Genomic DNA, 22,250 nt, shown 5'->3' on the forward strand with positions numbered 1-22,250 from the left:
AAAACCCGGGTGCCCCACCCATGACACGCAGTTGGTCATGGGTGGGTCTCACACAAATCCAAAAGTAAGCCCGAATTCCAATAAGTCCAGACAAGAGAAACCCGCGCCCCCCATCTCGTTCCGCCCGAGATGGGCGCGCAGGATGAGAGCGCTACGAAAGCTCCTGCTTCCCGCCCAAGCAATGCTAGGATGGGGCACCCATTTCCGTTTTCACCACAGAGATACCGGATCGCGACCAGCGGGAGCGCCACGCGAAGCGATCCGCCCTGCGCGGAGCAGCTACCGGGCTATCTCCATCCGTTCCAGCCGCAGCTGCGCCGCGATCGGAAAAAGGAGCAGGATTCCCGCCCGAATAGCTACCGAAACCCATACCCCACTAGCCAGAGCCTCCTGCGGAATATTCCCCGTATGCGTGAACCGGTACGGATTCAGCATCAATGAAGGGAGCTCCCCAATCATGTAATGCTCCAGGAGCGCATTGAGCGCCAGATATCCGACCAGAGCTCCGATCCCCAGAATGACACCGTTCGAGCTCTTCCTGAGTATTGTTGCGAGATACACGACGCTGAAAAGCAATGCGCAAGCAAGCATCAGAGAAAGCACATTCAGCCCGATCATCTCCTGCACCGTCAGCGGACTGGCAACACCGGTGCTCCGATAGAGCGCGGTGCTCATCCGATACATCCAGTAACCGCTCCACACATTGAGCCCGATCACCGTTCCCGCAACCAGGAGCAAGCCCAGCCCCCAGTCACGCCATACGAACCACGATCTCTTCCGCGGCCGCGTGAGCAGAAATGCTCCCGTCCCTTCCCCGAGCGCGCGCCCTACTCCCAGGCTGCCCAGGTACAGCACCGGCACAGCCAGGAAAAGCCGATCCACAATCAAGAAGACCGTGCCTGGAATCTGATTATTACCGCGCACCCCGGAATGAAATGTCACGAGCGACCAGATCATCGCTATCGCGACCAGCCCCAGGTATCCCAGAAACAGCATCCTGCTTTCACGCCAATACTTCCACAGGTACATGGCTCTCCCTTCCGGCCAGCGCCAGGAACATCTCCGATAAGTTCAACGGCAGCACCTCGAGCACCATCGCGCCCTGCCCATGCAGAGCGGCTACCGTCGACTCCGCCCCGCTCCGTACTACATATTCGGTGAGCCCGGCATTCGCGCTCGCCGTCACCATCTCCGGCACCGAGGCCGGCAGCCGGTCACCCGCCGCGCGAATCCGCCTATAAGTAGTCCGAATATCGTCCAGCCGCGCCTCCAGCAGAATCTTTCCCTCGTCGACCATCCCCACCCAGTCGGCAATGCGCTCGACCTCGGATAAATGGTGTGAAGAGAGCAGCACCGTCCGCCCCTGGCCCGCGAACTCCTCCACCAGCAGCCGCGCCAGCTGATCCGTCGAGACCGGATCCATACCCGCCGTCGGCTCATCCAGAACCAGCACCTCCGGCTGCTGCGCCATCGCCATCACCAGGCAAAGCTTGGTCTTGTTGCCCTGCGAGAGCTGCTTGAACTTCCGGTCCATCGGAACTTCAAGAGTCGCAGCATACCGTCGCACCGCCTCATCGCTCCAGGTCGGAAAAAATCCGCGGTTGAAGCGCGCCGCATCCCAGCCCGTCATCCAGCCCGGCAGCACCGGATCGATCACGAAACCGGCCCGCGACAAGATATCTGTCCGGTCGCGCCCCGCCTCGATCCCCAACACCGTTGCCCGGCCGCCATCGGAGGCGGTCAACCCTGCCAGCACCCGCAGCGTCGTCGTCTTTCCTGCCCCGTTGCGCCCCAGGAAGCCGTAAATCGCTCCCTGCAGCACGTGCATCGAAAGCCCGTCCACCGCCGCCAGCGTTCCGTACCGTTTCACCAGCCCCGCCGTCTCTACCGCCAGCCCGCTCATGCTTATTCCCCCTCCTGTCTCTGGCGATTCGCGGCCTCGAGCTCCGCAAAAGCCGCCTCCACCAACTCCACCGTCGCCTCCTGGTTGAAGCGCAGCTGCATCGCCTCGACCGCCAGCTGCGCGGCCAGCGGACGCAGGCGGCGCGCCTTCTCGCTTTCGAGCAGCCCCGGAGCCTGCCCATTCACATAGCAACCGCCGCCCTGCACGGTCCGGATCACGCCATCCCGCTCCAGGTTCTGATAAGCCCGGGCCACGGTGTTCGGATTGACTCGCACCTCGGACGCCAGTCTTCGCACCGGTGGCAGCGCATCGTCATGCTTCAAAACTCCGGCGGCGATCGCCTGCTTCACCTGCTGCTCGATCTGCAGGTAGATAGGAACGCCGGACGCTGGATGAACCCTGACAATCATATGTACTAATACAATAGTACAATTAATACACTGTCAATCTCTTTTCTCATTTTTCTTTCGGTATCCTTTTCATGGAGAGCTTTGCCGCTACAGCTTTTCATAGCCATCCTCCCGGGAAACGGCTGCTCGCCCATGCCATTTCATGCAACCCAGCGCATGACTTCGGTTTAGCCCGGAATGGAAACCTTCCAATTCCCGTATGAAAATGAGCCAGAATCTGGAAAAAACTGTTGACCCGGTGCCGGGACGGGTTTAACTTCATGGGTGCACATAAACAAATCTTTTGCCCACGATAAGATCGACCCGGTGCACAACTGGTTTAGACCATAGTCTTCCAGGCAGTTCAGGCTGTTGATCCATCCTGATGTCCCATTTCGATTTCTTCCGGCCAGCAGCAAGCCCTGTCCGGCGGGATATCGGTGAAGGCTCGTAGTACGAAAGATAGTTTCAGGTTTGCGCGGAACGCCGTAAGGTCAACAGGCAATCTGCGTGGATCACGTGATGCAAAAAATGTTGACCAAGAGACCGCTCTGCCGCGTCTAAAGGTATGAGCAAGAAAGACCGATTAAGGCTCCGGTAACGCCAACCGGGCGCCGTCTCAGCAGAACCCCCTTACAGGTTGTGTGACACGGTCAAGAAGGAGAAGATTCACCATGCGTTCTGATCTCATTTTTGGGGCTCTTGCCCACGTCAAGAACCGGTACCAGCTCTGTCAGCTCGCCTCGAAGGCTACGCGCAAGCTGCACAAGCCGAACACCCGCCTCCAGGACACGACCAACGATGTACTGGTCCGTTTCCGCGAAGCGAGCCCTGCGGCTCCCGGTTCCATTTCACCCTCCGGTTCCATCGAGCAGCGCCGCGCAGCCTAAGCGCGCGGCCTGCTCTTCCCCCTTTCTTCCTCTATTCCGGCCCCCCGCACAAACAAACTCCCAGAAATCATCCGTAGCGCCATTCCTGGGTTTTCAAGCCTCTCAGTCCTAACTTTTCCCTGTCCTGCCCCGCAAGAACCTGTAAGTTCCTTCCTGGCAATACACTTCCCGCCTCATCTCATTCCCACCGCAGGTGACAATGACCATCTCCGAACTCAAAGAAAAAAACATCACAGAGCTGAGCAAAATCGCTCGCACTCTGGAGATCCCCGGCGCCAGCGGCCTCCGCAAGCAGGACCTCATCTTCAAGATTCTCCAGGCGCAGAGCGAAAAAGAAGGCCACATCTTCGCCGAAGGCGTCCTCGAAATCCTGCCTGACGGCTACGGCTTCCTCCGCTCCCCGGACTACAACTATCTGCCCGGTCCCGACGACATCTACGTCTCTCCCTCCCAGATCCGCAAGTTCGACCTCAAGACCGGCGACACCATCAGCGGCAACGTCCGCCCGCCCCACGAAGGTGAGAAGTACTTCGCCTTGGTCAAGATCGAGGCCATCAACTTCGAGTCGCCGGAAGAGACCCGCAACAAGATCCTGTTCGACAACCTGACGCCTCTCTATCCGCAGGAGCGGATCAAGATGGAGACCGTCCGCGACAACATCAGCGGCCGCGTCATGGATCTGCTCACCCCCATCGGCAAGGGCCAGCGCGGGCTGATCGTCGCCCCGCCGCGCACCGGTAAAACCGTGCTGCTGCAGTCGATTGCGAACTCCATCACCTCGAACCACCCCGAAGTCGTGCTCATCGTCCTGCTCATCGACGAGCGTCCGGAAGAAGTTACCGACATGCAGCGCTCGGTGAAGGGCGAGGTCATCAGCTCGACTTTCGACGAACCGGCCGCACGCCACGTCCAGGTGGCCGAAATGGTCATCGAAAAGGCCAAGCGCCTGGTCGAGCACAAGCGTGACGTCGTCATCCTGCTCGATTCGATCACCCGTCTCGCCCGCGCCTACAACACCATCGTCCCCCCGTCGGGCAAGGTGCTCTCGGGCGGTGTCGACTCGAACGCGCTGCAGCGCCCGAAGCGCTTCTTCGGCGCGGCCCGCAACATCGAGGAAGGCGGCTCGCTGACCATCATCGCCACCGCGCTGGTCGATACCGGCTCGCGCATGGACGAGGTCATCTTCGAAGAGTTCAAGGGCACCGGCAACATGGAAGTCATTCTCGACCGCAAGCTGGTCGACAAGCGTGTCTTCCCGGCCATCGACATCCAGCGCTCCGGCACTCGTAAGGAAGAGCTGCTCATCCCCAAGGAAGACCTCTCGCGCATCTGGGTCCTCCGCAAGGTGCTCAACCCGCTCTCGCCCACCGAAGCCATGGAACTGCTGGTCGACAAACTCGGCAAAACCCGCAACAACGCGGAGTTCCTGCTGAACATGAGTTCGCTGTAGCTTCCAGCGATAGCCGCAAACAGAAAGAGCGTCCCGCAAGGGACGCTCTTCTTACTTCTACCCAAAGAAAAAATGTCATCCCGACCGGAGCGAACCGGGGGCCCCGGCGTGCCCGCTTTTGGCACGATGGGGTGGGGAAGCGCAGTGGAAACCTGCGGTTGTTCGCCCGACGGATTTGCTGCAAGCAGGTCACCAACCGAATCAGTACTCCACCCGCACCGCATCCAGAGAAGGCAGAAACACCGGCCGCACTTCCATGCGCAGCCGTCCGGCCTTCACGCCCGGATCGCCGTCGACCAGCGCCTGCGCCTCTTCCGGCGTCTCCGCAGTGAGAATGGTAATCCCCACCAGATCATCCTCAGCCGCCGCATGCACCGGTACCACTGCCGGCCCAACCACCGGGCCCGCAACCACATAGCGGCGCGACTCCATCTGCTGGCGCAGCCAGGCCAGGTGTTCCAGCATCAGCGCGGGCGAATCCCCCGTCTCGTTCCACTGCGGTCCTTTGCGCAGCAGGCAAAGGAAATATCCCTTCAGGTTGCGCGGAATCTCTCTGCGCCGCGCTTCGTTCTCTGGCATTCCTGTCTCCAGCCGCGGGAGATGGCACGCGGCACAGAGCCAGAATACAGGGGAGGGAGCGGTTAGCGGTCAGGCACAAAGACGGCCAGCCAGATCTTTCCCCTGACCGTTTTATGCCTGACTGCTGGCCGCTTTATCACTCGCCGTCCCTACCGATCCGCATCCTGAAACCCGTCCCCCGAAAAACGCGGGATGCCGAAGTGGCCGCGCAGATGCAGCAGATCGAGCGGGCTGAGCGTACCGTTGACCGCGACCAGGTTGACGTTGGTCTCATTGGCCACGAGCAGAACAATGCCTTCCACATTGCCATTGGCGAAGCGCACCCACACATCCGTGGTCCCCGGATGTGCCGCCGCCGGGTGTGCATGCGTCGTCACCAGGTGCTTCCAGCCGCGATCGTGATACTGCTGCCGCACCGAGTCGAGAATCGCCGGATCATACATTCCGGGAGCCGGATACTTGAAGCTGTGTACCGAGATGCCACGCAGCTTGGCGATCACCCGTTGCGTATCGTCGTCTCCAACGAAGTTGCCCGCCATCGCCAGCATCGATTTGTCGAAGGTGAAATCGGTATGGAAGCTGGCATGCTGCCCTAGCGCTTCCATGCCACGCGGAATCCAGCTGTCGTCCGGATAAACCTGCGCGCTCGGAGGCGGAGGCGGCGGAGCTGACTGCGGCGGAGCCGTCTGGGACCGCGCCACGGGCGATACGAGCATGGCCAGCATCACCAACGGAAAGCATGTTTGTGTCCAACGCATACGAAACATAGACGTCCTTACCATTGCAAACGCACCTTTGCCGAAAAAGTTGGCCTCTTCCGCTCTATCCCATTCTGCGCCCTGCTTGATTACACTAGAGGGTGTTATGAACTTTCAGGTGGCCGTCGTTGCTGGCGCAAATCGGCCCAGACGAGACGGAGGACGAAGACATTGGCCATTCCAAGGCAAGGACGACAACGAAGTATGGGCCAATTTGCACCGCAACCCGGAGGGCTGGGGCCAATTTTCCCGATCTCTTCGTCGCTCGCTGCTCGGATATAACCCGATATCCGTCGCAACTCGCTCCTCGACCTCAGAAAAATTGGCTCCCAGCGACGACCGCCGGAAAGTCCGTAACACCCTCTAGCCAGAGGCTCGCGCTCCGCGAGCAGCATGGAGCAAGTCATGACCGATCGCCTGTATTACCAGGACTCCTTCCTCTCCCGCTTCACCGCGCACGTCACCGATATCCGCGAAGACTCCCGCGCCGACGGCGTCTCACTCTGGCAGATCGCTCTCGACCGCACCGCGTTTTATCCCACCAGCGGCGGCCAGCCGTTTGACACCGGCCTGTTCCGCGCCACCTCGCGCAGCGGCGCCGTGCTCGAAGCCACCGTGGAGTCCGTCGAAGAGGACGCATCCGGTCAGGTCTGGCACTATACCCGCAAACCCCTGCTCGCAGGAACCGCCATCGAAGCGGAGATCGACTGGGAGCGCCGTCTCGATCACATCCAGCAGCACTCCGGCCAGCATCTTCTTTCTGCCGTCTTCGCGCATGAGATCAAGGCCCCGACCGTCGGCTTCCATCTCGGCGAAACGGAGTCCACGATCGACCTCGCCGTTCCGCCGCCCGCGCACCACACCATCGAGCGCATCGAGCGCCTGGCCAACCAGCTCATCGCCGAAGACCGCGCCGTCTCCATCCGCACCGCGCCTCGCGCCGAGGCCGAATCGCTGCTGGCGCAGGGAAAATTGAGCAAGCTGCCCGAGCGCGAAGGCGACATCCGCCTGATTGAAATCGCCGACTATGACCTGAACGCCTGCGGTGGCACCCATGTCCGCTCCACCGGCCAGATCGGAGCCCTGTTGCTGCGCGGCGTCGAGAAGAACAGCCGCGGCTGCCGCATCACCTTCGTCGCAGGTGACCGCGCCATCGCCGCGGCCCGCTCCGACCACGAACTCCTGCACCGTGCAGCCGGCATCCTCTCCACCGGCACCGCGGGCATTCCTGCCGCCGTTGAAAAACTTCTCGCCGAAAGCAAAATCGGCGCCCGCGAGCGCATGCGCCTGCGCGAGGAAGTGGCCACCTACCACGCCTCACGCCTTCTCGTGGAAGAACTCCCGCAGCATAATCTGCGCGTCATCTGCCGCATCTTCCCCGACCGTGACCGCGACTATATCCGCCTGCTCGCTTCCCGTGTGGTTGCCTCAGTGCCTCACACCCTGGCTTTGCTCGCTTCATCGGAGAGCTCGCCGGCCTCGATCGTGCTCGCCCGTACGGCCGATCTCGATCTCCACTGCGGAGAAACGCTCACGCGCGCTCTGGCCGTCTTCGGCTCCCGCGGCGGCGGCTCACCCGATCTCGCCCAGGGACAGCTCGACGAGCTCGAAGTGCCGAACTTCTTCGCTCAGCTCACGCACCAGCTCCGCGAATTTCTCCGCTCCGAGACCGCGAACACCTAAAGCTCCGCCCTACGCAGGAAGCATGAAAAACCGCCGGAAGAGGAGCTGCCTCTTCCGGCGGTTTTTTTGCGTGACCACGCCTGCCCTGCCCATAAACGGATTCACTCGGCATATCATCCAGCCGTTGATGAGGATGGGTAAAGAAAAGCCGACTTATCGGGATCGAGGCTTCAAAGTGCCTGTGTCATTGGTACCTACAAATCTTCCTCAGGCCGTTCTTGATGTCCAACCAAGCCAAATCAGCGTTGCAGCCAGAAGCGTCATCACTAGAGGAAAAGCAGGGTTAAAGACAGCCTTCGCATAGCAAAGGTAAGTTCCAAGACCCACGCTGCAGGTAATCATGAAGGCCCCCAGCGAGGTGAAACGCGGGAAGAAAACCAGGAGCGCCCCAGCCGTGTCTACAGCTCCCGAAACGTAACGTAGCCACTGTCCCCAACCGATCGCGTCGAAGAATGGAATGGTGCCCATCGTTCCCGTAAGCTTCTCGACACCAACCAGGAGAAAGATCAAACCGATGACGCACCTAAGAACCCAGGTGATGACAGCACGCACCTTACTGTTTGTCCGCAACGCCATGGCCACACCTCTCACGATATGCGTTTAGCATACTTGGAAACGCCCTCCTCGCCTGCCACGATTCCCGACTGACGCAAATCGCCAATGTGCTCATTGATATGGACGCATTAGTTTCCGATATGCCGACTTATCGTCACCAACCAGTGAGGGCATCCAATGCCTAATACGAATATTTCAGAGAGGCTATGCACTATCTCTTGTATAGGTGCCCGAGCTATATCGCGATTTAAGAGCCGTTGATGATGGCGGCCTGTAACTCCGCACTAACTCCCGTCCATGAGGTCGTGTGCTCGATCTGAAGATTTACGCCTTGTTCGCGAGCGCTGTCTTTGATCTGGATAAACCAATCCAGATACGATCATTCGCTCGGCTTTGGGCTATACAGACATAGGCGTGCGGAATCCCACTGAACACCTGTTCCCTCGCGGTAAATTTGGGGGAAAGTTGCTGTCGTTGGCTTAACCCAAAGCGACCCGCTTTCATCGATACCCAGAGCTTCGACCGGATCGGTTCTCAACGCTTCCTCCAAGTACATGCTCTTGAATAAGACTCTAATAGAACCAAGCGGTCAAACATGGACCATTATGCCTGTTTCCGATTAGTCCCGACAAACGCCCATTCTCACCAACAATGTTGGCTTCCCATAACTCGACTATGAGCACCGATCACCTCGTGACTTTCTTCCATTCTCCTTCCGAGATCACCTCGATAGACTCGTCGATCACTTGGATGGCGGTCTGATCATCGATTGCGTATACCGGCACGGGTAACTTTGCTGCCCATCTTTCCGCATTCGCGAAAGAGGCATCGGGGCGATCCTTGTGGTTTGCGTGCGGGATCAATGCGAAGCTGGTCAATCCCGCTCCCCTGGCCGTGATGAAGTTCATGGTGACTTCTCCTGCGGGCCCGGCGAACGTCATATCTTCCAGCGTGAGCGGGCTGCCAGTGCCCTTATAGGGCTTATGGTAGGTCTCGCCGAAGATAGGCGCTGTCACCATGCTGCCGGCGCTTACGCCGACATAAACCATGGGTCGCTCTAACGACGATAAGAGATTTGGCAGCCCCGACTGGTTCATCCAATAGCTCAGGAAGAGCGGATCGCCGCCCCAGACCAGCAGGGCGTCCGTCTCCTCGATGGCTGGCACCCATGCCGTTTTATCGATGCTGGGCAGCGCTGTGAGCTCGAGCAAGCCCAGCGACTTCCAGCCAAGTTCACATAAGGGAGTCGGGGCTCTTCCGCAGACAGCCTTATAGGCCATGGCAGCGCCGACGGAAAAGGGATAAATGCCGGTGGGAACGATGAGAGCATTCGATTCGGCGATCGGCTTGCCCAGAAGATCGACCACAGCGTTATGAATACTCGCGTTGTTGATGCCGGAGGAAGTGAGAAGAAGCTTCATCGTGCATATCCTTCCGTAGGAACGTGCGTTGTGAGTCTATCTTCAGCCGCGACGCTTCTGCGCTATGAATCATATTCATGGCAGAAACGCGCTTCTCGTCATGGCCCGATGACCGACGACAAGCCGGCTTCCCATGACCACTTCGAGAAAATCGATATCATCTTCAAAACACCGGAGTCTTCTGCATGCCTCCACAACCCTCTGCACGTTTGACATTTCGAAGCTGGACGGACCAGGACACCACGCTTGCCGAGGCCTTATGGTGCGATCCGGAAGTGACTTACTACTTTGGTGGCGCGATGACCCGAGAACAAGCCCATAACCGCCTGCACACCGAATGTGACCGTGAGGCCCGTCTCGGTATGCAGTACTGGCCGATTTTCATGCGCGAGACGGGCGAATTTGCAGGATGCGCCGGTCTGAGGCCGTGGTCAATGGATGCCAGCACGGTTGAGGCAGGCGTCAATCTCATGCGATCGGCATGGGGACTGCGGCTGGGCGAAGAGGCTTTGCGTGCAGTGCTCGCGTATGGGTTCGACACGCTCCGTCTTCCACGGATTGTCGCGGGACACGGAAAGGAACATGAAAACTCCCGGAAGCTGCTTGAGCGCGTGGGATTCAACTATACACACGATATTCTCTGGGGGCCCAAGGAAATAGAGGTATGCATGTGGGCAATCCACGCGGAAGCATGGCGCATAGAAAATCAGTCGCGATAAGCGCGCTTCGCTCGAAACCGCCTTTCGCATTGCCGGGGTCTTCGCCGTCCCGCTCCAGCAGGTCTTCCAGTACGAATCTCCCTATCGGAGCCGCAGGAAAGAACCGCGCTCAGCCATGTACATTGGGAGCGAGGATTTTCCTGCTCCCATGCGCTCCTATCTGCTCGCTTCGTTCGCTATGCTCTGCTTCTCGCTCGCGCCCTTCGCCGCTCTCGCACAGGACATTCACGTCCAGGTCTCGAAGCAGTACAAGCTCTCACCCGACGACGCCTATCACTTCCCCACCATCATGAACGCGCTCGACCATGCTCCTGATGTTCCGCCCGGCGCGCGGCTCTATATCGAAATCGCTCCCGGCACCTATGCCGAGCGCATTTACGTCTCGCACGATCGCCCGCGCACCACACTTGTCGGCATAGGCAAAGACCCCTCCGATGTCGTCATCACTGCGGCGCAGAACGTCAAAACCGCGCAGAGTACCTTCTTCAGCGAGACCATGGAGATCCTCGCCGACGACTTCCAGGCTGATAACCTCACCGTTGAAAATGCTGCCGGCGCCACCGGTCAGGCTCTCGCTGTCAGCGTCACCGCGGACCGCACGATCTTCAAGCGCTGCCGCCTGCTCGGCTACCAGGACACGGTCTTCGCCCAATACGGCCGCCAGTACTATACGGACACCTACATCAGCGGCGCTGTCGACTTCCTCTTCGGCAACGCGCCAGCCGTCTTCGATCACTCCGAGATTCACGCCACCGCGCCCGGCTACCTCACCGCGCAGGGGCGCACCAACGCAACCCAGCCCACCGGCTACGTCATCGTGAACTCGAAGCTCACGCACGACGCCATTCCCGAGGGCCGCTCGCTCCTGCTCGGCCGCGCATGGCGCTCTTATGCGCGCGTCGTCATCATGCACAGCGAGATCGCTGCAGGCTTCGACCCCAGGGGATGGAATAACTGGGGCAAGGATACGAAGAACATCGACTACGCCGAGTATGAAAACACCGGCCCCGGCGCCGACACCACCGGTCGCGTCTCCTGGATGCACAAGCTCACCGCTGCCGAGGCCCAGGCTTACGAACCGAAGAACTTCCTCGCCGGCGACGATCATTGGAATCCCGAAGCTGTCGCCGCAAAGATGCCGTAGCCCTGATTTTCGCCTTCAGGAAGCCATCATCTTGGGGCTATAGTCTTGCCCCATGAAGTCTCTCGTACCGATTCTGCTTCTCGCTGCTGTCACCGCTGTGCAGGCACAGGACAACAGCCAGCCTGCCAGCGTGGCACAGCGTGTCATCAGTGAAGCCGGCGCGCGCCGGGTCCTCATCGCAGCGGAAACCCAGGCGCAACAGCTCCACGCCCCCAGCGCCATTGCCGTCGTCGACGCCTCTGGCATCCTGGTCGCCTTTGTACGCATGGATGACGTCCGTCCCGGCAGCCCCGAGCTCGCCATCGGCAAAGCGCGCACCTCTGCGCTCCTTCGCCGCCCCAGCGGTGAGACCGAGGACAATGTCGACAACGGCCGCACCGCCTTCGTCACCTCCGGCTTCATGACCCTGCGCGGAGGCTTCCCTATTCTCGATCACGGCGAGGTCATCGGTGCAATAGGCGTTGCCGGCGTCAACAAGGACAATGACGTGCGCATTTCACAGGCTGCAGCATCTGTACTCGACAGCAAGTAGCGAAAAAAGAAGCGGCGCATCCCGCGGGATGCGCCGCCTGAGAACGAGAGCAGAGCGACTACTGCATGTCTGTAGTGCGGCCTTCGACGAGCGGCACGCCGAGCGCGCCCGGCGCAGGCATCTGCCCGGTGTGCTCCCACTCATCCTTGATGGCCTGCATGGCCATCGAGCGCTTGTGCCAGAGCTGCGCCGCAATGTCATACCGCACCTGGACATTGCCCAGCCAGAAAGGACGGTTCTCCGCCAGCCACGCATCGCTGTAAAGCGACTTCAGCAGCGTGTAACCGTCACGGATATCGTCGCAGCGCCCGTTCATGCCGCCGATCGAAGACAGCAGCTCGCGTACTTCCGTCGCATGCTTCTTATCTGCACGCATCGCATAGGCCTCGCGATAAGCCGCACTCATCTCGTCGGCAAGTTCGAACTTCTCGAGCGCGAAATCGATGCGCCGCGCGCCCAGCTCCATCGCCTTCAACGCGTCCTTCTCGGCGATCTCCGGTTCCGACTGTTCCACTTCTTCGATCAGCTCGACAGCGCGCTCCACATGCTGCCGCGAGCTCACCAGCTTTGGCCGTAGCTTCTCGAGCTCATCCTGCCCTTCCACCGTCCACGGATCGAGCCAGAAGGCCTTGTCGCTCGTATCCACATCCTTCTGCGCCGCGATCAGCTCCTTCTCCGCCTCATCGATGCGTCCCGAAGGATCGCCGTAGAACTGCAGACCGAATGCGTTCTGATAGGCTGCCTTCTCAGCCGGAGCGGTCGCCACCGTCTGCGGCTGCCATGCGGCCACTGCGCCGAAGAGCACACCGAACCAGTCCTGGTTGAAGAGCCCCTCGCCGTCGTCGTTCCATACCGTCAGCAATTCGCCGGTCGAGCCCAGGCGCTGGCCGCTCTCGGTAAAGCCCGCGATGTTGTCCATCGCGTTCTCACCCAGCGGATACTGCATGCTCCAGTTCGCGTCGCCGGTCGCAACCCACGTCTCGATGCCTGCATTCTTAAAGGGCACGATGTTCTTGTCGTAGCTGTCCTCATGCCAGTAGACCCACGGCACCGCGATCATGTCCTTCGGAATGCGCTGCACCGCGGCCTCATCGCTCCACGCCACATCGCCCCAGAACAACAGTTTCCGATCGAGCGGCGCAAGCTCCTCGTGGATCTGCGCGAGGAAGTCCGCATAGACCGTGCCGAGTCCGCGCTTGTCCACATCGGCCTTGGTGCGCCCGGTGCCAAGGTCGAAGGTCTCATCCGCGCCCACATGCAGAAACGGTCCGGGGAACTCCGCGGCCAGCTGCGTGAACCAGCTCTTGATGAGCGGCAGCGTGCCTGGCTGCCCTGGAGCCAGCACGTTGCCGTTCGGCGTTTCCGCCACGTCGGCGTACTTGTCGTACTCCAGCACATGGTGCAGGTGCCCGAAGGCCTCCTGCTCGGGAATGATGGTGATGTGAAGTTTCTGCGCATACGCAACCAATTCCTTCACATCGGAGGGAGACATGGCACCACCGGGCAGCGCTGGCAACGGATTGCCCGGATACTGCACCGTGTTCTCGAAGTAGGGCGAGTAGACATTCCCCTTGAAGGCCGCGAAGATCTCGAGCTGATGCTTCTGGAAAGCCAGTGTCGGAACCGGTCCGCGAGAGAGATCGTCGTCGATGCCGCGATATTTCATAGCCGGCCAGTCGCGCACCGTGCCCAGCCACACTTTGGCATCGGCACCGCGGCCTTCGATCATCTGCTTCAGCGTCTGCACGCCGTAGAAGACGCCCGCGCCTGCCTCTCCAATCACGGCGATGCCATGCTTATCAGTGATGAGTACATAGCCTTCGGCCTGCATCGCGGCGTCGAAACTTAACCTGTTATCCGAAAGGATCTTCTTCGCATCGGCTGAGTCCGCACGCAGCAGCGTGATGGGCACAGCATCGTTGCCGTGTTCTGCGATACCGTGTGATGCGAGAGATTCGCGAAGCTGCGAAGCGGCAAATTGATCCTCCGCATCCGCACCCGGAACCAAGATTTCAGCCGCAGGAATCGGCTCTGTGCCCGAGGCATGCAACTCACGCGGAGCGGGTAGAACACGCGGCGCATCGCTCTGTGCGAAGAGAGGAGAAACGGCACTCACGCCGAGAGAAAGACCAAGCAGAAGAAACCGAAGAGAGCGACAGCTTTGCATCGACACCAGCCCGAAAGAAATAAACGTGCTGTTTTATTTGTAAATGCTGAAGGACGGCCACTGCGGCCAAGCACGCACTTTGTCTCCGAAAACAGAAACGCACCCCGAAGGGTGCGCCTCTGCTCCAGGAAAACCTGTGTGTGTGCGGCTTAGGCCTGCTCTTCGCCGCCTTCGGCCTGCTGCTGTTCGGCAAGCTGTTTCTGCAGCTCTTCGCGCTTCTTCTCGCGGACTTCGGCGCGCTTCTGGCGCTTCTCGTCCAGAACCGCCTCAGCACCCAACAGCTCGATGAACGCCTTCTCGGCGCCGTCGCCCTGCTGAAAGCCGGTGCGCACGATGCGCGAATAGCCGCCGTTGCGGTCGCCGTAGCGCGGAGCCACGGTATCGAACAGCCGGGTCACAGCCTCACGCGTCTGCAGGAAGGCCAGCGCCTGACGGCGCGAATGAACGTCGCCCTTCTTGCCGAGGGTGATCAGCTTCTCTACGTGCGGACGCACCGCCTTCGCCTTCGCGACCGTGGTGTGTACGCGGTCCTCCAGCACAATCGAGGTCACCAGGTTGCGCAGCAGCGCACGGCGATGGCTCGTATTCCGTCCAAGTTTGAATCCTGCATTGCGATGACGCATGGCGTTTCTCTCTTATTAGGGCTCAGAGCTCAGGGCTCAGGGCTCAGAAATCACTTCCGTCCCGCGCATCTGGGCTCAATCCGCCAGTTAAATTATGTATTCCAAAACCTGCTTGGACTTTTAAGCCTGGGGCGCGGGGTTACTGAGCCCTGCGCCCTGAGCTCTAAGCCCTCGTACTAAAAACCCTCAGTCTCTCCCTGCAGGGCGATGTCGTCGTTCAGATCATCCTCTTCGTCATCGTCGAAGCGGTTGAAGCTGCTGGCCGCCAGCGTGGCCGAAGGCAGCACGGAGGTCGGTCCGGGCACGGCGTTGCCATGCTCGTCGATCTTCATGCCCAGCGAAAGGCCCATCTGCGCCAGGATTTCCTTGATCTCGTTCAGCGACTTGCGGCCGAAGTTCTTGGTCTTCAGCATCTCGGCTTCGGTCTTCTGAACCAGCTCGCCGATCGACTGAATGTTTGCGTTCTTCAGGCAGTTGTAGCTGCGGACGCTGAGCTCCAGCTCTTCGACCGAGCGGTTCAGGTTCTCGTTGCGCAGCTGCATGCGGCCTTCTTCGGCATGGCTCTCCGCTTCGATCTCTTCCTCGAAGTTGATGAAGATGCTCATGTGGTCCTTCAGCAGCTTGGCCGCCAGACCCACCGCATCGGCCGGCAGAACCGTACCGTTGGTCCACACCTCGAGCGTCAGCTTGTCATAGTCGGTGATCTGACCGAGACGCGCCGCATCGACCGTGTAGTTGACCTTGCGCACCGGTGAGTGCACCGAGTCGACCGGGATGAAACCAATACCAAGATCGGAGTCGAAGTTCTTGTCCGCCGAGATATAGCCACGGCCACGCTTCAGGCGCATCTCCATATCGAGCTTGCCGCCTTCGCTGACCGTCGCGATATAGACATCCTTGTCGAGAATCTCCACGTCGCCATCGGCTTCGATCATGCCCGAGGTCACCACACCCGGCTGCTCCGCGCGCAGATATAGCGCCTTCGGACCATCGCCGTTCAACTTGAAGGGAATCTGCTTCAGGTTGAGGATGATGTCGGTCGCGTCTTCCACGACTCCAGTGATCGACTGGAACTCGTGCAGAACGCCTTCGATCTTGACGGCCGTAACCGCAGCGCCTTCGATGGACGAAAGCAGCGTACGACGCAGCGCATTGCCGATGGTGGTACCAAAGCCGCGCTCGAAGGGCTGAGCGCTGAACTTGCCATACTTGTCAGTGAGCGTCTCCGCATCCACTGCAAGCCGCTTGGGTTTTTGGAATCCTCTCCAAAGCATATCGATATCCTTTTCCTGCACAGCGAGCGCCGCGAAGCATTCTGCAACGGCTGTGCCTGGATCTCCCGTTAGGTTGAGTTGAACTACCCTGAACTTCTACTGCTCTTACAAACTTTGCCGGGTTGCCAGTTGTCAGTCCCCAGAAAATCGACTGACAACTGACAACTGGTGGCTGATTACTTGCTGTACAGTTCGACGATCAGCTGCTCGTTGACCGGCAGGTTGACGTCCTCGCGCTTCGGCAGGGCGATGACCTTGCCCGAAAGAGCTGCACCATCGACCGTGAGCCATGCCGGAGCCGGCTGATGGCTGGCGAACTCACGCGAGCTCTCCACCACCGTCAGCTTCGCCGAGTTCGGACGGATCTTGATCTCGTCGCCCACGTTCACCTGGTACGAAGGAATATTCACCTTGCGGCCGTTGACCTCGACGTGACCGTGACGCACGATCTGGCGGGCCTGGCGGCGCGAGCTGGCAAAACCGAGGCGGAACGCCACGTTGTCCAGACGACGCTCCAGCTGCTGCAGCAGGATCTCGCCGGTAACGCCCGGTGCCTTCGATGCCTTCTCGTAGTACTCACGGAACTGACCTTCGAGTGCAAAGTAAATACGCTTCGCCTTCTGCTTCTCACGCAGCTGCAGGCCGTAGCCCACAATCTTCGCCTTGCGATCGCGGCCGTGCTGGCCGGGGGCAAAGTTGCGCTTCTCGATGGGGCACTTCTCCCCAAAGCACTTTGCGCCCTTCAGAAAAAGCTTCGTGCCTTCGCGACGGCAAAGGCGGCAGACTGCTCCTGTATAACGTGCCACTTGTTTCTCCCATGGTTCGCCCGGCCTTGTGGACGAACATCAATCATTTCTGAGGCCGACTGGTTTACACGCTGGCATGCGTTTTCATCCCAGTCCGAAAGCAGCTTTTAGCTGTTAGCTCCTAGCCTTTAGCTAGTGGCTTTCCACTACTCGCTGCTTTTACAACTGCTCGGCGAGAATACTCCACCGAACGCAGCAGGATGGAGTCAGCCGAAGCCACTCCATCCCACTTATTCTACCCTAATTTTCCACCGGATTTCCGCCCCGTGGCGATACCGTCTGTTCCTGAGCCTTTAGCTAGAAGCTAGGAGCTCATAGCTATAGAAGCTGAGTTACACACGGCGGCGCTTTGGAGGACGGCAGCCGTTGTGCGGAATCGGCGTCGTGTCGCGGATCGAGCGGACATCGATGCCGGCCGCAGCCAGAGCACGGACAGCCGACTCACGGCCCGAACCGGGGCCGCTGACGCGAACGTCCACCGAGCGGAGACCATGATCGCGAGCCTGGTTGGCTGCGTTCATCGCCGCCTGCTGGGCTGCGAATGGGGTGCCCTTACGCGATCCACGGAAGCCGAGCGAACCCGAGCTCTTCCAGGAGATCGTGTTGCCCTGCGCATCGGTGATGGTCACGATGGTGTTGTTGAACGATGCCTGGATGTAGACCAGACCGTACGGGACATTTTTCCGTTCCCGCTTCTTAAACTTCTTGTTCTTGGCAGCCTTTCCGGCGCCCTGTGCCTTAGCCATCGGTCTACTTCGTCGCTTTCTTCTTGCCCGCTACTGTACCCTTGCGCGGTCCCTTACGGGTGCGCGCATTCGTGTGCGTCCGCTGGCCGCGCGTAGGCAGGCCACGGCGGTGACGGATACCGCGGTAAGACTGAATGTCGATGAGACGCTTGATGTGCATGGTGACTTCCTTGCGGAGGTCGCCTTCCACGCTGCCACCCTGCTCGATGACCTGACGGATACGGTTAACCTCGTCCTCACTCAGGTCCTGGATCTTCTTGAACGGATCGACGTTCGCGAGTTCCAGAGTCTTGAGCGCACGCGGGGTCCCGATCCCGAAGATGTATGTAAGGCCAATCCGCGCCTGCTTGTTGCGGGGCAGATCGACGCCAGCTACACGTGCCATGCTTTTGTCCTTAAAGTTGCTTCCCTGCAGCTTCACCGCGGGAAGCGGTTAGGCCATCACCCATTGCTAAGTGACGGCAGTGTCGGAATCGGGGTTCATCGCAAGCCTTTCTACGGCTAACTAGCCCCTGCTCCTGGAATGATCCGAAGCCAGATTCCTTCGACAGCTCCAGCCTTTAGAGGTTTGAGAAAGGTGTTCTACACCCTATCCCCTACACCCTAAACCCTAACTACCCCTGGCGCTGCTTGTGCTTTGCGTTCTCGCAGATCACACGCACCACACCGCGGCGGTGAATGACCTTGCACTTGTCGCAAATCTTCTTGACCGATGCACGAACCTTCATAAATCAGCTCCTAGCTTCTAGCTCTTAGCTATTAGCTTGTTTTGTGTGAGCGACTTAAAACGTCACTCAACGAACAGCAAGAAAAACCTCAGTAGAACAGTACAACCCTGTTTCCCGGCAAGCCCAAAGCTAAAAGCTAGGAGCTAACAGCTAAAAGCTATTTGTACCGGTACACAATGCGCCCGCGCGTCAGATCGTACGGGCTCAACTCGATCGCCACCCGGTCACCGGGGAGAATGCGGATGAAGTTCTTCCGCATACGGCCCGAGACATGCGCCAGCACCTGGTGCTTGTTCTCGAGCTCAACCTTGAACATTGCATTCGGCAGCGTCTCAAGGACCACTGCCATCACTTCAATCGCGTCTTCCTTCGACAATCCGATTCCGTTTCTGCGGCTGGATTTTCGCCCGTGCCGCCCGCGCCTGCTACTGCGTCAAAATCATCGCGCCATCGGCGGTCACGGCTACCGTGTGCTCGAAATGCGCGCTCAAACTTCCGTCCTGCGTCACCGCCGTCCAGCCGTCGCGCAGCACCTGCACCTCCGGCTTTCCCGCGTTGACCATGGGCTCGATGCAGATCACGATGCCCTCGCGCAGCTTCTGCCCTTTTCCGCGAGTGCCATAGTTGGGCACCTGCGGATCCTCGTGCAGGCGCGTCCCGATCCCATGCCCTACAAAGTCCCGAACGACACTGAACCCGGCAGCTTCCACGACGTCCTGAACCGCTGCTCCCACATCCCCCAGCGTTGCGCCCGGCCGGACCATTTCGATCCCTGCCAGCAGCGAAGCCTCGGTCACATCCAGCAGCTTCTGGGTCTTCGGATCGACCTTGCTGCCGACCGCCACAGACATCGCCGAATCACCGTAAAAACCATCGATGATCACGCCCGTGTCGATCGAAACCACATCTCCGTCGCGCAGAACCCTCTTCTCCGACGGAATCCCGTGCACCACCTCTTCATTCACCGAGGTGCAAAGAACGCACGGATAACCACGGTATCCCTGGAATGCCGGCCTGGCTCCGATCTCCTTGATCTTCGCCGCTGCCGCATCTTCGAGATCCCGCGTCGTCGCACCTGCCACCACAAACGGCCGCAGATGTTCCAGCACTGCACGGACGGCCTGTCCGCTGCGCCGCATCTTTTCAATCTCCTGCGGCGTCTTGATGATGATCGCCATGCGCCTTACTTCACCCTCATGCGCACGACGGCGCTTACTACGGCGGAGGTCACGTCGCTCACAGCCAGCTCGCCATCCACTTCGGCAAACCGTCCCAGCGCGCGATAATGCTCCACCACCGGAGCCGTAAGCGCGTTATAGGCGCGCATCCGCTCCTCGAAAACCTCTTCTGTGTCGTCGGAACGCCTGGTCAGCTCGGCGCCTTCGTTGTCGCAGATGCCTTCGACCTTAGGCGGGTGCAGATAGACGTTATAAATCGTCTTGCAGACAGGACACATACGCCGACCCGTAATACGGCGTAACAACTGATTATAGCCCACCTGGATGCTCACAGCAATGACAGGCAGCGCGCCCGCCCCGGCCGAGAGATGCGCATCGAGCCAGTCTGCCTGGCCAAGTGTCCGGGGGAAACCGTCGAGAATATAGCCTTTTGCCGTATCCGGCTCGAGCAGCCGGGCCGCGACCATCTCGTTCACCAGGTCATCCGAGACCAACTCGCCGCGATCCAGCACCGCCTTCGCGACTTTGCCCAGTTCCGTTCCCTGGCTGACATTCGCCCGCAGGATATCTCCAGTCGAGATCTGCGGAATGCCCCACGCTGCTACCAGCTCCTTGGCCTGCGTGCCCTTCCCTACGCCCGGGGCCCCGAGGAGGAGAATCGGGCCGGGCTGAAACCCGGCCGGAGTCTCGAGGAGTGTCCCCGTCTGTGCCGCTGCTTCCGTCACTTACCAGGACCGCCTTCCGCGGACGCGTCCGCTGCGCGGCGAGAAGCCTTCATAGTGACGCATGATGAGCTGCGATTCCACCTGGTTCACCGTGTCCATGGCCACACCCACCACGATCAGCAGCGAGGTACCGCCGAAGTAGAAGTTGAAGCCGAAGCCGTTGGTGATCCACAGCGGCAGGTGCTCGAAGAGCCCGCCCACCAGCGGCAGGTGGTTCAGGTGAATACCGGTGATCAGGAACTGCGGAATGATCGTGATAATGATCAGGTACAGCGCGCCCACCAGCGTAATCCGGGTCAGGATGTCGTTGATGAAGTCCGAGGTCCGCTTGCCCGGACGGATACCGGGAATGAAGCCGCCGTACTTGCGCATGTTGTCCGCAATATCGTCCGGACGGAACACGATGGAAATATAGAAGTAGGCGAAGAAGACGATCATCGCCATCTGAATCAGCTCATACCAGGGTTCACCCGGCTTCAGCGCGTCGAAAATACGTGCCAGCGGAGCTGAATTCTTGATGAAAGCCGCATTGGCGAAGAGCATCGGGGCCGAGAGCACGGAAGCGGCAAAGATGACCGGCATCACGCCGCCGGAGTTCACCTTGAGAGGCAGGTGCGTCGACTGGCCGCCCATCAGGCGGCGTCCGACAATGCGCTTGGCATACTGCACCGGGATACGGCGCTCGCTGCGCTCGACGAAGACGATAAAGGCCACAACCGCGATCATGCCTGCAACCAGCAGGATCAGCGCCGGCACCGTGAAGGCGCCGAACTTCTGCGTCTTGGCCACATCGACCAGCTCGGCAATGGCGCGCGGCAGACCGGTCACGATACCGGCGAAGATCAGCAGGCTCATGCCGTTGCCGACACCGCGGTCGGTGATCTGCTCACCCAGCCACATGATGAAGGCAGTACCCGTGGTCAGCGTGATGACGGTCATCACGATAAAGCCGAAGCCCGGATTCAGCACCATGTTGTCGCTGGCCGTGCGCAGCGTAATGGCGATGGCCGCCGACTGCACGATACCCAGGAGCACGGTGAGATAGCGGGTCCACTGCGTGATCTTCCGGCGGCCCAGCTCGCCTTCCTTCTGCAGCTTGGCCAGCGGCTCATAGACGACAGTGAGCAGCTGGAAGATGATCGACGCGGTGATATAGGGCATGATGCCCAGGGCAAAAATCGTCAGCTTGCGCAGATTGCCGCCGCTGAACATATCCACCAGCGCGAGCGAGGAGCCCGCCTGCTGATTGAAGAAGTTCTCGAGTGCTGCCGTGTTGACGCCAGGCGTAGGAATGTGCGCGCCCAGACGATAGACCGCCAGCATGGCCATGGTAAACAGCACACGCTTGCGCAGATCAGGGATGCGGAAGATATTCAGGAACTTCTCAAGCATGAAGAAAACTCGCGGGAGGATTCGTAGGGGTTTTACACATCATACTGCCTCGCTGCACCCTCCGGAGAATCGGGAAGCACAGCGAGGCCAAAAGCGAATCACTCGCAGAAGACTTAGGCGCCGACAACCACGATCTTGCCGCCGGCCTTCTCGATCTTCTCCTGCGCCGACTTCGAGAACTTGTGCGCATGCACGGTGAGAGCCACATTCAGCTCGCCGTTGCCGAGGATCTTGAGCAGTTCGCCGCGGCGCTTCAGGTAGCCCTTGGACTGGAAGGCTTCGAGCGTCAGCTCGGCCTCGTTCAGGCTGACCAGGCGGTCGAGGTTGAGAACCGTGTACTCGGTGCGGAAGATGTTCGTGAAGCCGCGCTTCGGCAGACGGCGGTGCAGCGGCATCTGGCCGCCCTCAAAACCACGCATCAGGCTGGAGCCTGAACGCGATCCCTGTCCCTTGTGTCCACGAGCCGAAGTTTTGCCGTGGCCCGAACCCATACCGCGGCCAACGCGCTTCTTATTGCGGTTCGCCTTCTTGGGCGCCCGAAGATTAGAAAGATTCATGATTTCCTCGCTAACGCCGGCCGGAATCTCA

26 protein-coding genes are annotated in these 22,250 nt (G+C 59.8%); 6 read left to right on the top strand and 20 right to left on the bottom strand.

What is annotated here, in order from left to right:
- Window positions 1–279: 279 nt before the first annotated feature.
- The 3 genes from ESZ00_RS16050 to ESZ00_RS16060 are packed head-to-tail and all read right to left on the bottom strand — an operon-like array spanning window position 280 to window position 2,313.
- Complete coding sequence (locus ESZ00_RS16050) at window positions 280–996, bottom strand: hypothetical protein (RefSeq protein WP_164981553.1); 717 nt, start codon at window positions 994–996, stop codon at window positions 280–282.
- A 7-nt stretch (window positions 997–1,003) separates the two neighbouring features.
- The gene (locus tag ESZ00_RS16055; RefSeq protein ID WP_129209312.1) at window positions 1,004–1,903 is read right to left on the bottom strand and encodes an ABC transporter ATP-binding protein; all 900 of its coding nucleotides are present in this window, start codon (window positions 1,901–1,903) and stop codon (window positions 1,004–1,006) included.
- A gap of 2 nt (window positions 1,904–1,905) precedes the next feature.
- The gene (locus ESZ00_RS16060; protein ID WP_129209313.1) at window positions 1,906–2,313 is read right to left on the bottom strand and encodes a GntR family transcriptional regulator; all 408 of its coding nucleotides are present in this window, start codon (window positions 2,311–2,313) and stop codon (window positions 1,906–1,908) included.
- Between the two features lie 653 nt (window positions 2,314–2,966).
- Between ESZ00_RS16060 and ESZ00_RS16065 the strand changes: the two genes are divergently transcribed.
- Together ESZ00_RS16065 and rho are read left to right on the top strand one after the other, a co-directional pair.
- Window positions 2,967–3,182 carry a DNA-directed RNA polymerase subunit omega gene (locus ESZ00_RS16065; RefSeq protein ID WP_129209314.1) on the top strand — a complete coding sequence of 72 codons (216 nt, stop codon included), beginning with the start codon at window positions 2,967–2,969 and terminating at the stop codon, window positions 3,180–3,182.
- Window positions 3,183–3,381: 199 nt separating this feature from the next.
- Window positions 3,382–4,632: a transcription termination factor Rho gene (gene rho, locus ESZ00_RS16070; RefSeq protein WP_129209315.1), complete on the top strand. Its 1,251-nt coding sequence runs from the start codon at window positions 3,382–3,384 to the stop codon at window positions 4,630–4,632.
- 201 nt (window positions 4,633–4,833) lie between these two features.
- On the opposite strand, the gene ESZ00_RS16075 is transcribed toward rho, so the two are convergent.
- On the bottom strand, window positions 4,834–5,211 hold the full coding sequence (locus ESZ00_RS16075) for a YciI family protein (protein ID WP_129209316.1): 378 nt from the start codon (window positions 5,209–5,211) through the stop codon (window positions 4,834–4,836).
- A gap of 149 nt (window positions 5,212–5,360) precedes the next feature.
- On the bottom strand, window positions 5,361–5,969 hold the full coding sequence (locus tag ESZ00_RS16080) for a DUF4252 domain-containing protein (protein ID WP_164981554.1): 609 nt from the start codon (window positions 5,967–5,969) through the stop codon (window positions 5,361–5,363).
- 405 nt (window positions 5,970–6,374) lie between these two features.
- Here ESZ00_RS16080 and ESZ00_RS16085 point away from each other — a divergent pair, with 405 nt between their 5' ends.
- Window positions 6,375–7,652, top strand: coding sequence for an alanyl-tRNA editing protein (locus ESZ00_RS16085; protein ID WP_229741311.1), 1,278 nt, complete (start codon window positions 6,375–6,377; stop codon window positions 7,650–7,652).
- Window positions 7,653–7,859: 207 nt separating this feature from the next.
- Here the strand turns inward: ESZ00_RS16085 and ESZ00_RS16090 are convergent, their stop codons facing one another.
- The 3 genes from ESZ00_RS16090 to ESZ00_RS16095 all read right to left on the bottom strand — a co-directional run bounded on the left by ESZ00_RS16090 (window position 7,860) and on the right by ESZ00_RS16095 (window position 9,628).
- Window positions 7,860–8,228, bottom strand: a complete 369-nt coding sequence (locus ESZ00_RS16090) for a DoxX family membrane protein (RefSeq protein WP_129209319.1) — start codon at window positions 8,226–8,228, stop codon at window positions 7,860–7,862.
- 358 nt (window positions 8,229–8,586) lie between these two features.
- Window positions 8,587–8,763 carry a hypothetical protein gene (locus ESZ00_RS20510; protein WP_373283936.1) on the bottom strand — a complete coding sequence of 59 codons (177 nt, stop codon included), beginning with the start codon at window positions 8,761–8,763 and terminating at the stop codon, window positions 8,587–8,589.
- 130 nt (window positions 8,764–8,893) lie between these two features.
- Window positions 8,894–9,628: a Type 1 glutamine amidotransferase-like domain-containing protein gene (locus ESZ00_RS16095; protein WP_129209320.1), complete on the bottom strand. Its 735-nt coding sequence runs from the start codon at window positions 9,626–9,628 to the stop codon at window positions 8,894–8,896.
- Between the two features lie 185 nt (window positions 9,629–9,813).
- On the opposite strand from ESZ00_RS16095, the gene ESZ00_RS16100 reads away from it, so the two are divergent.
- The 3 genes from ESZ00_RS16100 (at window position 9,814) to ESZ00_RS16110 (ending at window position 12,023) form a co-directional block, all read left to right on the top strand.
- On the top strand, window positions 9,814–10,347 hold the full coding sequence (locus tag ESZ00_RS16100; protein ID WP_129209321.1) for a GNAT family N-acetyltransferase: 534 nt from the start codon (window positions 9,814–9,816) through the stop codon (window positions 10,345–10,347).
- 148 nt (window positions 10,348–10,495) lie between these two features.
- Window positions 10,496–11,491 carry a pectinesterase family protein gene (locus tag ESZ00_RS16105; protein WP_129209322.1) on the top strand — a complete coding sequence of 332 codons (996 nt, stop codon included), beginning with the start codon at window positions 10,496–10,498 and terminating at the stop codon, window positions 11,489–11,491.
- 52 nt (window positions 11,492–11,543) lie between these two features.
- The gene (locus ESZ00_RS16110) at window positions 11,544–12,023 is read left to right on the top strand and encodes a GlcG/HbpS family heme-binding protein (protein ID WP_129209323.1); all 480 of its coding nucleotides are present in this window, start codon (window positions 11,544–11,546) and stop codon (window positions 12,021–12,023) included.
- A 58-nt stretch (window positions 12,024–12,081) separates the two neighbouring features.
- Here the strand turns inward: ESZ00_RS16110 and ESZ00_RS16115 are convergent, their stop codons facing one another.
- The 12 genes from ESZ00_RS16115 to rplO form a co-directional block, all read right to left on the bottom strand.
- On the bottom strand, window positions 12,082–14,139 hold the full coding sequence (locus tag ESZ00_RS16115; protein WP_229741309.1) for a beta-N-acetylhexosaminidase: 2,058 nt from the start codon (window positions 14,137–14,139) through the stop codon (window positions 12,082–12,084).
- A 200-nt stretch (window positions 14,140–14,339) separates the two neighbouring features.
- Entirely contained in the window at window positions 14,340–14,813 is a 474-nt protein-coding gene (rplQ, locus tag ESZ00_RS16120) for a 50S ribosomal protein L17 (RefSeq protein WP_129209325.1), read from the bottom strand.
- Between the two features lie 176 nt (window positions 14,814–14,989).
- Window positions 14,990–16,087, bottom strand: coding sequence for a DNA-directed RNA polymerase subunit alpha (locus ESZ00_RS16125; protein WP_129209326.1), 1,098 nt, complete (start codon window positions 16,085–16,087; stop codon window positions 14,990–14,992).
- Between the two features lie 176 nt (window positions 16,088–16,263).
- Window positions 16,264–16,893, bottom strand: a complete 630-nt coding sequence (rpsD, locus tag ESZ00_RS16130; protein WP_129209327.1) for a 30S ribosomal protein S4 — start codon at window positions 16,891–16,893, stop codon at window positions 16,264–16,266.
- 332 nt (window positions 16,894–17,225) lie between these two features.
- Window positions 17,226–17,639: a 30S ribosomal protein S11 gene (gene rpsK, locus ESZ00_RS16135; protein ID WP_129209328.1), complete on the bottom strand. Its 414-nt coding sequence runs from the start codon at window positions 17,637–17,639 to the stop codon at window positions 17,226–17,228.
- A gap of 4 nt (window positions 17,640–17,643) precedes the next feature.
- The gene (gene rpsM, locus ESZ00_RS16140) at window positions 17,644–18,024 is read right to left on the bottom strand and encodes a 30S ribosomal protein S13 (RefSeq protein ID WP_129209329.1); all 381 of its coding nucleotides are present in this window, start codon (window positions 18,022–18,024) and stop codon (window positions 17,644–17,646) included.
- Between the two features lie 229 nt (window positions 18,025–18,253).
- Window positions 18,254–18,367: a 50S ribosomal protein L36 gene (gene rpmJ, locus ESZ00_RS16145; RefSeq protein ID WP_013581269.1), complete on the bottom strand. Its 114-nt coding sequence runs from the start codon at window positions 18,365–18,367 to the stop codon at window positions 18,254–18,256.
- Between the two features lie 157 nt (window positions 18,368–18,524).
- On the bottom strand, window positions 18,525–18,743 hold the full coding sequence (gene infA, locus ESZ00_RS16150; RefSeq protein WP_050059816.1) for a translation initiation factor IF-1: 219 nt from the start codon (window positions 18,741–18,743) through the stop codon (window positions 18,525–18,527).
- A 49-nt stretch (window positions 18,744–18,792) separates the two neighbouring features.
- Window positions 18,793–19,545, bottom strand: a complete 753-nt coding sequence (map, locus tag ESZ00_RS16155; protein ID WP_129209330.1) for a type I methionyl aminopeptidase — start codon at window positions 19,543–19,545, stop codon at window positions 18,793–18,795.
- Window positions 19,546–19,550: 5 nt separating this feature from the next.
- On the bottom strand, window positions 19,551–20,270 hold the full coding sequence (locus ESZ00_RS16160) for an adenylate kinase (protein ID WP_129209331.1): 720 nt from the start codon (window positions 20,268–20,270) through the stop codon (window positions 19,551–19,553).
- Window positions 20,271–21,662 (bottom strand): preprotein translocase subunit SecY, encoded by a 1,392-nt coding sequence (secY, locus tag ESZ00_RS16165; protein ID WP_129209332.1) that lies wholly within the window; start codon window positions 21,660–21,662, stop codon window positions 20,271–20,273. It abuts the gene before it with no gap.
- A 113-nt stretch (window positions 21,663–21,775) separates the two neighbouring features.
- Window positions 21,776–22,219: a 50S ribosomal protein L15 gene (gene rplO / locus ESZ00_RS16170; protein WP_129209333.1), complete on the bottom strand. Its 444-nt coding sequence runs from the start codon at window positions 22,217–22,219 to the stop codon at window positions 21,776–21,778.
- Window positions 22,220–22,250: the final 31 nt, after the last annotated feature.

This window comes from Silvibacterium dinghuense, assembly GCF_004123295.1.
Classification (GTDB): domain Bacteria; phylum Acidobacteriota; class Terriglobia; order Terriglobales; family Acidobacteriaceae; genus Silvibacterium; species Silvibacterium dinghuense.